The sequence below is a fragment of the Sulfidibacter corallicola genome (assembly GCF_017498545.1).
Taxonomy (GTDB): Bacteria; Acidobacteriota; Holophagae; order Acanthopleuribacterales; family Acanthopleuribacteraceae; genus Sulfidibacter; species Sulfidibacter corallicola.
The window spans coordinates 1192722-1205793 of sequence record NZ_CP071793.1; the positions used below are offsets into that span (position 1 = coordinate 1192722).

Below are 13072 nucleotides of genomic sequence, written 5' to 3' on the forward strand. Positions count from 1 at the left end.
CCACTATTAATATAGAATAACGCCGTTGACTCGAACTCTCCTTACGCGATCCGAGATCAAAAGTTGATCGTTCCCGTGGCGTTTGGAGAAAGTTGTACACAAAAGGGCCATGATGGGCCGAGATTGGGTCGACCCGGGGTTCAGGTCGGTATGTTGTTCTGAAGCTCGGATTCGATCAGGTTCAAGATGGGATCCTGGAATTTTTCCAGGACGCTGGCCGGAGCCGGGTGGGTTGCCAATATTTGCAGGATACCGCTTACGGGCGTTTCCTTGTCCCAGTCGCACTCGGTGAGCCGGATGAGCGTGATGAAGTAGACGTCCAGCATGGCGCGGAACAGCGCCTCGCCCTCGCGCGGGACATCCCACTCGAGCATCAGGCGATTGCTGGTGATGGTCGCGTGGCAGTTGAGCGCGGCCTTGGGGTTGACGTTTTCGGTGTAGACCCATTTGGCGTATTGGGACCAACCCTCGAGGTGACTGCTCCGACTGTCGTCGCGACTGATTTGGAAGTAGACGGGGAAGGAGCCGAGTGCGGAACGCCGGACGGTGGCCTGATTGGCCGCGGCCAAGCCGTGCTCGAGATCTTCCCAGAGCGTGTTCTGGACGGCGAGGATGCGCTCGGCGAAGCGCATGTGCCAGGCCGCGAAGCTGAGGTGGACGTTGAGGGCGTTGAAGGGGCCGACCACGCGGTTCACGCCTTCGAAGAAGGGCAGGCGGTGGGAGGAGTCCACCAAGATGCTGAAATGCTGTTTGCCGCTGAACAGGGCCAGGACATTGGAGAACGCGGTGAGCATGACGGCCGCGGGCGTGACGCCTGCCTCGGCGATACGGCGACAGAGCAAATTCCAGGTGGGTGAGGCCATGCTGGCGCTGATGCGGACGAACGCCGCGCTGAAGGTTTCCTGGTTGGGAAAGTCGGGGAAGGCGGGAGGCGTCGCCAACTTGGCCTGCCAGTAGGCCCGGTCGCGCTGATAGCGAAGGCTGCGACCCAGGTGGTCCAAGTGGCGCAGGTACTTGCGGAAATTGCCTCGGGGTACGTAGGGTTCCTGGTAGCGGTAGTACCGGAACCAGGTGTTGAGCAAGTTGGGAATCGAGGCGAAATCCGAAAGGAACCGGTCGATGCAGATCACCACCCGGACCCGGCTGTCCGGCAGGCAAATGAAGGCCAGATCCCAACGAGGTGATGCGTCCGGTGGATAGATTTTCCGGCTCCACTCGTGTCTCAAGGTCAGCAGGCGTTCCTGGGCATTGGAGAAATCCGTTTCGTAGTGGTAGACCGGCACCCGGTATTCGGGGAAGTCGTCGAGAATCTCCTGGGTTCCATTGGGATGAATGGTGAGCCGCAGCATGTCGTGGTGTTCCACGACGTAGTCCCAGGACGCTTGCAGCGCATCGGTGTCGAGGCCCTGCTCCTCGAGCTCGAAATACATGTTGCTGGCCATGCCCTGGCGCATTTGGTTGCTCAGGTCCTTCTGATACGGCGACAGATGGAACACCGGTTCCTGGTCGTTGCTCTCGGCGAGCATCTCCGGCGGAAGGTTCTCGGGGTCGTGGTGTGTCTTGGTTTGGATGCGGTGGGTGATCCAGTAGACCAGGGCGCCGATCGTTCGCGCGGATACCAGCTCCAAAAGCGGGAATTCGATGCCGAAAGTCGTTTCCAGGTTGTATTTGAGCTTGTAGGCCTGAATCGAGTCCAGGCCGAACGCGTAGAGGGAATCCTCGAAATTCAGGGCCTTTTCGTCCACTTCGAGGATCCTGGAAAGTAGGGTCAGGGTGAACTTTTCCGATTGTTCGTGGTACTGACTTTCCTGCTGCGACGGCTCCCGAAATCGCTCGGCGATGAAGAAGTACTTGCTCTTTTGGTGGGAGGGAACCACGGGTTCCACTCGATGGGAGGGGACCACCGGGTCCGTGCCGGAAACGGGCACCGCCGGGGCCGTGATCGTCAGCGGTCGATGATCGGCCGGGGTGGGTGCCGTCCAGCGTCGGATCGGCGGCGTGGGGTGTTCCTGTGGTTCCGGTTGCGGCAAATCGTTCGTGATCGGGGTCCGCGTCACTCGCGGTGTCGCATGGAGCGAGAGCCTGGAAGGCCGGACCGGTGTGGTCGAATCGACCGGCGCTGCCGGATCCGTGTCCAGTAGGTCGACCTCATGGGCCTCTCTTTTCTCGCTGAACAGGACCGTCGGTACCTCGGCCGAGCCGCCAACCGTGACCGTGGTGGCGTGGGCCTCCGGTTCGGTCGATGCGTCCTCGCGCGGGATGACGTTTTCGGGTTTGGCGGGTTCTTTCTTCGCTCCGATCAGCGGTGGCCAGGAAACTTCGAGACCCTTCGACCACATATCGGCCAATTTGGAGACCTTCCCGGAGGACCAGAGCGCATGGAAATAGGACCGATCGTGGTCGTCCCGTCCAAAATGCAGCCACTCGGCGGTGGTGGCGCCATAGATGAGTGCCGGATGGTGCGCACCCTGGACGAAGGCGGCCAGAGCTTCGCCCGCTTCGCGCGGGTCGCGAGCCACGATGGCGAGGCGATGGCGCTGGTGGCGGCGGGCGGTCTGGAGGTTGTGGGCGATGAAGCGAAGGCTGCTGGGTTTGGTTTGCTGAAGGTAGAGCAACAGGCGCGCCGCGTGATGGCGCAGCAGGGATTCACTGTTGCCCGAGAGCGGCAGGAGCTCTCCCGAACCGGCCGGCGGCGTGGGTGCGGGCGGCGCCGTGCCGATTTCGTCGGCCGCTTTCTTGGGCGCCGGAGAGGCTTGCGTCGAAGTTGGTTTCGGTACCTGGGCGAGCAGCGAGCGATCGGGCTGTGTTCCGGTTGGCGGTTTGGTTTCCCTAGTCGCTTTCGCCGCTTTCGGACTTGCGACGCTCGCTGAATCGCGGCGCCGATCGACAGGTGACGGCGTGACCCGCTTTTCGTTTTCGTGCGCTGGCCGATCGGATGTTCCGGTTCCAGTCACCGTTTCGAGGATGCTCGATTCCACCGCGGCTTCGGGTGAGGAAATGAGGTGGCCGGGCCCCTTTTTCTCCATGGCGTGGTGCCACTCTTCGGCGAGCCATGCGTCGACCTGCTCGGGATAGCGTTCCAGCAGTCCCGAGGCGAGCAGGGACGGTGTCGGGTGGCGGAAACACAGGTTGGGATGAATCTGAACCTTCAATGTCTTGCCGAGCTGCGCGCTGAATGCCTGCAGGTTGGGCCAATCGAACGGAAGATCCGCCAGCGGTGTGTTCCCGCCCAGGTCGACTTCGAATCGGGTTTTGAGGCTTGCCACGATCGAGGCTTCCAAGCGCTGGGTCGGCAGGGACTTGGCGCCGTAGAAGGCCAGCAGTGCCTCCCGGTGATAGGCGACCAGGAGCCGCGCGAGCTCGCGATGGGTGATTCCGTCCAGAATGAGGAAATCGGGTTCCCACCCGAAGAAATCCGACAACGCCTCCGTCAGCCCGCCGGTATCCGCGGCCTGGAGATGCAGCGCCTTCACGTCTTCGCGCAATCGTTCGATGAGTCGGGCCGGCGTTTGGGAAGGTTCCTGTTCCACCAGGCCGGCTTCCGCCGCCAGAAAGCCACGCAGGCGTTCGGGATCGCCGTGAAGCGCGAACAATTCGGACTGATCGCTCGACAAGGCTGTGCGAATGGCCGCCACTGCCGCCTTTGGGCCCAGCGGCTTCAGGCCGGTGGTTCGCTCGTAGAGCGCCACGCCCTCGGGAGGCAGGCTGCTGGGAACGTGGCTGACCAGGTGCAGAAACTTGGTACGGCCAAAGCGCTTGCCCTGCTCCACCAGGATCCGTCGCCAATCGCTGAAGGCCGCTCTCAGCCGTTCGACACCGGCGTCTCCCGAATCACCCCATTCGCCCAGGATACCGGTGCCCAGGGAGACCAGCATGAAAAAGTCCAGAGGGTCGTTGCGGGTGGCGTGGTCCAGGGCCAGCAGCGATTGAGCGGCTTTGGCCACGGCTTGGTCGTCGCGATTCTCGTGTCGGCCGCGATGTCTCAGGTGATGCGCCAATTGGAAGATGCCGTGGGGCTGCCATCCCTTGGCGTGGACCCGTTTGACCAGGTCGAGGAAGCTGGACGGCGTGCCTTCGACCACGCGCCAGTAAATGACTTCGGCGCCCATCCCCTGGAGTTGATGGAACTTGCTCTCCTGTGCCGGCGCTGCGGGTTTCGTGCCCGACAGGACCAGTTTGGCGCGATAGGTTTCGGCGAGGTACTCGGCAAGGGCCAGCATCTCGTCGTTGAGTTCACCACAAATGAGGTACACGCCTTGTTGGCGGATGGGCAGGTTTCCGGGTAACAGGGAACGCAGCCGGGGCCGCCGCGCCTGGCGACCGTCGGTGCTCGCGACCAGCGTGTCGATCGTGACCGGTGGGGTCAAGCGCAGCTCGCGGCGAACCGCGCGCTGGAGATCGGTGTCTGGGCGAAGCTGCAGAAGATAGGGGATGATGCGGGCGCCGCCTGCCTGAAGCGACTGGCACAGGCCGCCGATCGCCTGATAGAAGAGGCTGCTGTTGGTTCTCGAAACGAACGTCAGGGGAATGGGTCGGGACATGCCCTCCAGCCGCAGCGCCTGATCGAGGTTGACCAACGCTTGCAGGCCCTTGACATAGGTTTGCTCCGTTTTGTCGTCTTGCGAAAGAGACCAAAGGACCAGGATCCGGTCGATGTCGCAGCGCTCCAGATGGTGGCACAACAGACGGAATCCGCCGGCGTCGGTGGGATCGAGCCGATACAGGGCGTTGTGTTCCTTGCGGAACCGGTCCGATTGCACCACCTCGATGACGCGCGGGGCCAGGTGCTGCACCCATTGGCGCATGCTGCTCGGCGGTTCGGCCGGAAGGAACACGAGCAGGTTTTGGGGATAGCGCGGCGCGGGTCGACCGGGTTCCGCCTGCCAGGATGGGCTGAGGTACAGGAGCGGTGGCTCGTTCGGTTGCATGCGATCGACCTGGGCGGAGGATGGCTTTTCCGGTGGTTTCTCGTCCGGCAGCCCGAGGTTGGGAGGCGTCTTGGGTTGCGGCGCCCTTTCGGCGCTCGGTGCGGGTAGGGGCTCGGTGGGCGTCTCGACGGCATGGTGGAGACTCTCCGCTTCGACCGTGAGTTCCGGAATCGAAGGGGTGCTCTTGATCGGGTCGTGGTGCTGCGATTTGCCATCGGTCTTGAGCGCCGCGGCTTTCGCGATCAGGATACCCTGGAACGAGAAGCGCTTCTCCAGGGGGAGGCCCAGTGCGGAAATGGCCTGGAACCCACTGGAATCCAAGGCTTTCATCCAGCCGTCACTGTCTGCGAGCGGAATGTGGGGCAGGCGAAAACGGCTGTCTTCGAACTGCCACCAGCGGTCGTCCAGGCCCAGGGTCAAGACCGCGAAGTCGCGAGGCGCCAGGTATTCTCTTATTAAAAGGAGTCCCTCCGGCTGAAGCAGGACGTGCAGGCGGTTCAGGGTCTCCGTGAGCAGGTGATGGAAGTGAAGGGCGTTGGCGGAGACGACGACTTGGCAATCGTTGGCCTGGAACCCCTGGGTGAGGGGGTTGAGCGTCAGATCCAGGTGGCGGCACTCGAGAAAATCGAATTGGGTGGATAGGTTTTGTCGGACGTCGGCGACCCGATCGAGATGGGGATCGACATAAAGGTAGGTGACGCGACAGTGCGCCTCTGCCAGCCGCCGGCAGAGGTATTCGGTGAGGCCGCCGCTGCCGTTGCCGATCTCCATGATGCGAAGTTCCCCCGACTCGCTTTGCGCTTCGCGATGTCTGGCCGATGCGATCAGCATCTGGGCCATCAGATCGTTGAGAAAAAGAGAGATACGGTCCTCGATGGCGACCCGTGACCGCCAGGTGGTGCGGGGTGGCCCGTGCAGCGATTCGTTGCCCGAGCGTTCGCCGGTCAAAATGCCGGGCAGGTGTTCCATGCTGGATCTGAGCAACGCCAGATGGTTGGCCAGCTCCGGCTCTTTTTGCTGCAGCCGTTCCAGGGTTTCCTCGAGTTGGGTCAATTTCTCCTGAATCGCGGGTTTGGTCACGCGATCCGTCGCCGTGGCGCTGTCGCCGTCGATGACCGCGAACCGTTCCCGTTCGAGGATCTGTAACAGCGCCGAATAGAACCGCTTGTATTTCGGGAGAATGCCGTGGGTGGCCTGCATGTCCGACCATCTGTGCCGTTGACCGGGGTTTTTGAACAGGCCCATGCCTTGAAAGATCCGCAGCAGGTTCAACCGCGCCCAGTACTCCATCTCCAGGAAACCGGCGGCGGCTTTGCTGATGTCTTTGGAGGAAACCGAGGGCTTCAATTCACTGAGGAGGCGGCGGGGTTCGAGCGGTGGATGCACTTCTCGAGGCATCGTGGGTGATTTTTGGGGAGGGGTGGAAAGCAATCGCATGGCTTCCGTTTCGTCGATGCGATGCTCGTAGAGCATTTGAAGAATTTCCCTTTTTTCGGGAGCCATGCCTCGCCCTCCATTCACCGATACCAAACCACAAATAGACCGAACCTAAAGATATAGTTCGGTCAATGGCGTGAAATCTTCACTAAGGTGTACCTTTTGAACACCAGACCATCATACATGATCCAAAGTCGAATTCGTTTTCGAATCACGGTTTTCCTGGCGGCGACACCTTTGAGATGCAGAGCGGAATATGCTATCGGGGCCCCCTGTTTTCTCCGGCGAAGACCCATGTGTTATAACTTGGCTGTCAAAACCCGGGGTGATGGAACCACGACATCTGGGGGCGTTGTGCGAGGGTTTCGCCGCGTCGCGCCATTTGCTGGATCATCCCAAACCAATGGATAAAGGATAGGTGTTTTTTTGCAGGATTCAAATCGATCAGAGGGAACTTCATGGCTTCAGGATTACCATAATTCGCAAGATATCGAGAGTTTGTCTCGGACCATTCAGCAAATGTTGACCGAGAATTACGTAGCGCCGGAAACGACCCCCTGTGTCCCCCCACGGGACGAAGAGGAGCTGAAGCGCGAGCTTTGGCAGGTCGAGCCGCCGGCACGGGGACTCGGGCTGGACGGTGCCCTCGATTTGTTCCGGGAGAAGGTTCTGGCCAAGAGTATCAAGACTTGGCACCCGCTGTTTTTGAACCAGATGTTCGCCGGTGCCTCGGTGCCCGCCATTATCGGCGATTTGTTGGCCGGTCTGATGAACCCGACCCTGGCCACCTTCGAAGCTTCGCCGGCGGGGACCCTCATCGAACGGGTCGTGTCCTCTTGGATGGCCCAAATGGTGGGCATGAAACCGGGCAGCTCGGGTATTTTTCTGCCGGGCGGATCCCTGTCGAACCTGATGGGGTTGACGGTCGCCCGCAACAGCAAGCTGGGTGGTGACGTGCGGTCGCGGGGCGTTTCCAGCGACCGGAAGGTGGCCATCTTGTGTTCCGCGGGCTGCCACTACTCCATCACCAATGCGGCCAACCTGCTCGGTCTGGGCACCGACAGCGTCATCAAGGTGGCCACCAACGAGCGCAACGAAATGCGCATCGAAGATTTCAAAGAGAAATTGGCGTGGTGCGATGCGAACGATGTGTATCCGTTCGCGGTGGTGGCCACCATGGGCATCACCGTGACCGGCGGATTCGACCCCTTGGCCGAGATCGTGGAGGTCTGCCGAGGTCGCGACATCCACATTCACGTCGATGCGGCCTTCGGCGGAGGCCATGCCTTGACGCGCGATGGCCGCGAACTCTTCCGCGGCATCGAGGAAGCCGACTCCGTGATCTGGGACGCCCACAAGTGGTTGCACACGCCGCTAACCTGCACCGTGCTGCTGGTGCCCGATCCGCTGGTGCTCAAGCAGACGTTCGCCTCCAATGCCGACTACCTCTTTCACGATCCCGATCACGAGGCCGACATCACCGACGATCTCGGCCAATACACCATTCTCTGCGGGAAGCGATTCGACGCGCTGAAGGTTTGGCTGTTGTTCCAGACCTACGGGGTCGAATATTTCCAGGCCATCGCCGAGGATCGTTGGGCCTTCGCCCAGCAGGTCCAGGAGCTGTTGAAGGCCGACGATGATTTCGAACCCTGCTACGAGCTGCGTTCGCCGCTCCTGTGTTTCCGGTTCATGCCGGACGCGTTGCGCAAGGCCGACAGCGCGTATCGGGATGCGTTGCACCGTTGGTGTCGGACCAGGATCATGGAAGAAGGCACCTCCCTGTTCAACATGTCCAAGCTGGGCGGGACTTCGACCTACCGGATGATCCTGATCAATCCGCTCACCGAGATGCGTCACATCGAAAGCCTGATCGCCGACCTGCGCCGTCTGGGTTACGCCTACATGGAGGCCAATCCCTTCTAGAACGCGCCGGGCCGGCTTCTCGAGGCCCGGTCGGCACGATGGGGCGAGCCATCTCCGATGGCGGCCCCGTCACCGCTTGGTGCAGTTCTCCCACCAGCAGGGCGTGTCGTCGATGAATTGCATCGTGGCATCGAACTTCGGTGCGGATTCCTGGTCCTGGTGTTCCTTGAGTCCCCAGCTTCCGAAAAAGTCGTACTCCTGCACGCTCAGGAACATGCAGATCAGGCCGCCGCCCCGCTCCCGCCAGCCCTGTAGGTATTGGGTGTACAGGGGGCCCATGCGGGGATCGCGATTGGCGTCCCAGAACAATTGGTTGATGGCCTCGTCTTCGAATACGGATCCGAGACCCACCATGTGCTGGCCGGCTTCGTAGCCCACCAACTGAAGACCGCGTGCCTGGGCGATCGACCGCATCGGGTCGATTTTGGACAGTGCATCCGCCATCGAGCCCTGCTCCGGGGCTCGTGAGAACTCGTCCTGGCTGGGATCGAACAGTGGACCGCCATCGGTAATCTCCGCGAACAAACTGCCGAGGCCGCCATCGGGTTGTTGGGTCCAAGCGGCGACCTTGGCCTGGAACTGCTCCTGACCCAGGTACCCGGCGAAGTAGGGTGCGATGGCCAGAGCGTCCATGCTCTGCCAGCAGGGTTTGCCGCCGTTCTCGGCCGCGTACAGTGGGCAGTCGAGGGCGGTTTCGGTCACGGTTTGGTTGTCGTGGAATCCGCCCATGACGGCGATCAACCGATCCGATCCGAGAATGTTGCGCCAGATATCCGAGACTTGGGCGGCGCGCATGCCTTGATAGTTGATGCGCTTGACGAAATCCGGTGCATCCACGCCGGCAAAACGGGCCAGGGCCTCGCGCTCAACCCATCCGCCCGGCAGGAAGGCCGTGTTCCAGACCTCGTTGCCGTATTCGAGGTACACCTTCAGGTCGTCGTTCAGGTTTTCCTGGAAGACGCGGGCCATTTCGGTCACGTACTCGTCGTCGGCCAACACCGGTAGGTTCACCCAGGCGTCGGCATTGAGCACGTTGGCCAGTTCCACGGCCAATTCGGGAGGCGCGCCCTGTTCCCACCGGTTCCAACGCGCCTCGCTCATGCGGGGCCGATCGCCCCAATTGACGGTTTCGTTGAAATTGGTTCTAAAGAAGTCCATGAACCGAATCACGCGGTACTTGCGGAGGTCGTTGAGATAACGCGGGTGAAACCGTTGGAAAACGTACACTTCCTCAAAAGGCAGGCAGCCCGTCCGGCCACAGGTGCCATCGCCCGTGCAATGGGCGAAGGGATCCCCGCCACAGACCGATCCGGGTCGAATCACGCGAATGTTGCGGATGTAGTTCGAGGGATTCGTGGCGGTGATGCGCAACAGGATACCCGCATTGGTCGCCTGGGCCACATCCAAGACGTGCCTGCCGTCGCGGGAGAGCTGCGGGTTGAAGGTGGCGTCGAAGCTGTATTCCAGGGTGCCCTCGCCCTCGTACAGGACGACGTAGCGACCCGGCGCGTAGGTGCCGGCGGCGCCGTTCAGCATCAGGGCCGCGACGGAGCGGTAGGTGCGGGTTGCATCGTTCGCCGCCGGCAGGGAGCGAACCCAGCCGTTCTCGTCCAGGTCCAGCACGTCCTGTTCGCTGGTGTCGAATAGGTCCGCTGTCTGGGTGAACCAACCGCCGGAGCTCTTGAACACATCGAGCAGGGTCCACTCGGTGGACCAATAATTGAGGTCGTGGATGTTCACACCGACCGCGGACCGGGCGTTTTCCCGGTTCACGGGAAACCAGTCGACGTGGCAGGTGGCCTCGAAACCGCTTTCGTAGTATTCGACGCGAATGTCGTGAACGCCGCCGGCCAAATCGACCTGTCGGCTGTAATTGGTGGCGTTCTGGTCCCGCCAGGCATCGATGACCGGAGTGTCGTCGACGAAAACGCGGATACCGTCGTCCGCGGTGGCGCGAAACAGATACCGACCGCCCTCCAGTTGGAATCGACCGCGCCAGCGTGCGGAAAATCGGTCGTTGTCGATGCCGCGGCCGGGCCCGCCGTAGGACCAGTTGTGGTGAATGGCGGTCGTTTCACCGGTCAGGGCCGGTTCGCCATCGAGGGTGGTGTTGTTGAAGAATTCCGCGCAGAACTTGCCGAGGGAGGTGCTGCAACCGGTGCCCTGTTCGGACTTGCGCCAGCTCAGTTCGAGCACGGCGAACGCGGTCTCGTCCAATCGTGCGAGCTGGATTTCATGGATGCCCGCTTCCAGGTCCACCTCGGCGTGAAACGTATCCGTGCCGGTGCCCGTTGCGGTTTCCAGCACGGGAGCGCCGTCGATCGAAAGCCTGACCGCCTTGTTGCCGATCACTTGGAAACGGTAGCGACCGGCTTCGTGGAAGGTGTACGACCGCGTCCAGGCTCCGGCGACCAGGAAAATGTGCTCGCTGCGCGCTCCCTGGACATGTTGGCTCTCGTCAACCTCGAGGGGTGCGCGCCATGCGCGGTCCAACCGTTCGTTACCCAGGAGGAACGGGGCCATCACCAACAAAAGGGGGAGCCACCGTGGGCAAAAGGACTGGCGAGGTGTTTTGCGCGCGATAGGCGGTACTTGGATGGAAGTCGCGGGGCTGGCGTTCAAGGTGGCTCCTTGTGAGGGAATGGCGATCCGGTGCGCTCTAACTATATGGAACAGGGACGTGCCTCGATTCGTTTCACTGGCGGCTGCGAGGCTGTCGGTGGCATCCGCTGTGGCGCCCGGCCCCAAGCGCGTTCGGGAGCGGGTTCCGGATCACAGCCGCGCGATCGCTCGATCGGCGTGCGTGGAAATGGTCATGGTCGCAGCTTCCCGGAGGGAACCCGTCGACATGGCTTGGGAGTGGATGTTTCCTGCACCACGAAGCAGAGCATCGAGACAATTTGGCATCGAGGGCCATCGAGTCGGTCGATCATGACCGAAAAAATGAAAGTATGCGTTACCCATGAGCACCGACGAGCTGTTGTGTCGAAGCCGGCTGAAAATCCGCCGGTAGGGCGTCGAATGCCCGGCATTGTAGCATGGGCGAATTCGGAAGGGGATTTGGGGGGCGGATTTATGGGGAAAGATACCCCGTCTTCCGGTGCCGGACAAAGAGCTTGACTTGAGAAAATTCGAACACCAATAATAGGCTCGATCCCGGTGACACACAGGTACTTTGCGGTGTTTGGCGCTCGCTCGCACTGGGTCGTGCTGTGTGTGGAGCAAACCGGGTATCGGGACCAGATTCCCGCAATGGTTCGGCCGGCCGCAAACGTTTCGTACATCGATCGGCCATACTCGAGATGGGGCATGAATCGCCATGTTGTTTTCGGAGCCCGCGTTTCTATTATTCTTCCTGCCAATTTTGTTTGCGGTTTATTTCGCGGTTCCCAAGGTGCTGCGCAATTCGGTGCTGTTGATTTTCAGCCTGGGTTTCTACGCTTACGGCGAAAAGCTGTTCGTGCTGCTCATGCTGTTTTCCATCCTCTTTAATTATGTGGTCGGCATCGGCATCGACAAAACCGGATCCGAGCGCGGCCGCAAAGCTTGGCTTGTTCTGGGTATCGTCGGCGACTTGGCGCTCCTGATCGCGTTCAAGTACGCCAATTTCCTCGTGGACAACCTCAATGTGGTGCTCGCCGGCATCGGTGCGGAACCCATCCCTCTCGCGCCGGTCCATTTGCCCATCGGCATCTCGTTTTTCACGTTTCAGGCGATGTCCTACGTGATCGACCTCTATCGGCGCGAGGTCGAGGTCCAGTCGAATCCGCTGGATTTGGCGCTCTACATCTCCCTGTTTCCACAATTGATCGCGGGCCCCATCGTTCGCTACCACGACATTTCGCTCCAGTTGAAACGGCGTCGCATCAGCGTGGGCACCTTTGCCTATGGGATCGAGCGCTTCCTGGTGGGCCTCGGCAAAAAAATGGTGATCGCCAATGCGGTGGCCTATCCCGCGGACCAAATTTTCGGGTTGCCCGACGACGAGATCACCACCAGCCTGGCCTGGCTGGGCATCATTTGTTACACCCTCCAGATCTACTTCGACTTCTCCGGGTACTCGGACATGGCGATCGGCCTCGGCCGCATGTTTGGATTCAAGTTCCTGGAAAACTTCAATTACCCCTACATCAGCCAAAGCATCACGGAATTCTGGCGGCGCTGGCACATCAGCCTTTCCAGTTGGTACCGGGACTACCTCTACATCCCCCTGGGCGGGAACCGCGTCTCGTCGCGGCGCACCTACTTCAACTTGATGATGGTGTTCTTCCTCTGCGGCCTCTGGCATGGATCCAGTTGGAACTTCGTGATTTGGGGCATGTACCACGGCGGTTTCCTGATCGTGGAGCGATTCGGGTTCAAGGCTATTCTGGATCGTGGTCCGCGGGTCGTGCGCCACCTGTACGTCATGATCGTCGCCATGATCGGCTGGGTGTTCTTCCGGGCGGAAACCCTGCCTCAATCCCTGACCTTCCTCGGCGCCATGTTCGGATTCGGATCCGACGATAGCGGGGCGCGGTTGCTGGTGCACTTCCTGGATCGCGAATTGGCGGTCATGATTCTCGTCGGTGCCGTCGGTTCGATCAATCTCGTGCCCTGGTGCACGGCCCGCTTCAAACGGTTCTGTCAGCAAAAGCCGAAGGAAACCGCCCACGCCTGGCAGACCGCGAGCCGTGTCTTCAAGTGGGTTTCCTTGACCGCGATCCTGCTATATGCGCTTATGCTGATGGCCGCGGGCAGCTACAATCCCTTTATCTACTTCCGGTTTTAAGAGAGGTCGG

Annotated in this window: 4 protein-coding genes; 2 read left to right on the forward strand and 2 right to left on the reverse strand. The window is 61.0% G+C overall.

Annotated elements, in window-relative coordinates; genetic code table 11:
• Nucleotides 1-140 precede the first annotated feature (140 nt).
• Complete coding sequence (locus J3U87_RS03515) at nt 141-6431, reverse strand: condensation domain-containing protein (RefSeq protein WP_237381646.1); 6291 nt, start codon at nt 6429-6431, stop codon at nt 141-143.
• 432 nt (nt 6432-6863) lie between these two features.
• Here J3U87_RS03515 and J3U87_RS03520 point away from each other — a divergent pair, with 432 nt between their 5' ends.
• Entirely contained in the window at nt 6864-8291 is a 1428-nt protein-coding gene (locus J3U87_RS03520; protein ID WP_237381647.1) for a pyridoxal phosphate-dependent decarboxylase family protein, read from the forward strand.
• 69 nt (nt 8292-8360) lie between these two features.
• Here the strand turns inward: J3U87_RS03520 and J3U87_RS03525 are convergent, their stop codons facing one another.
• On the reverse strand, nt 8361-10814 hold the full coding sequence (locus J3U87_RS03525) for a PA14 domain-containing protein (RefSeq protein ID WP_237384475.1): 2454 nt from the start codon (nt 10812-10814) through the stop codon (nt 8361-8363).
• Nucleotides 10815-11610: 796 nt separating this feature from the next.
• Here J3U87_RS03525 and J3U87_RS03530 point away from each other — a divergent pair.
• Nucleotides 11611-13062 carry an MBOAT family O-acyltransferase gene (locus J3U87_RS03530; protein ID WP_237381648.1) on the forward strand — a complete coding sequence of 484 codons (1452 nt, stop codon included), beginning with the start codon at nt 11611-11613 and terminating at the stop codon, nt 13060-13062.
• Nucleotides 13063-13072: the final 10 nt, after the last annotated feature.

Excerpts from the sequence above, each read along its gene's own strand:
- J3U87_RS03525 (WP_237384475.1), bottom strand. The coding sequence starts at position 10,814 with ATGGCCCCGTTCCTCCTGGGTAACGAACGGTTGGACCGCGCATGGCGC.
- J3U87_RS03530 (WP_237381648.1), top strand. The coding sequence starts at position 11,611 with ATGTTGTTTTCGGAGCCCGCGTTTCTATTATTCTTCCTGCCAATTTTG.
- J3U87_RS03515 (WP_237381646.1), bottom strand. The coding sequence starts at position 6,431 with ATGGCTCCCGAAAAAAGGGAAATTCTTCAAATGCTCTACGAGCATCGC.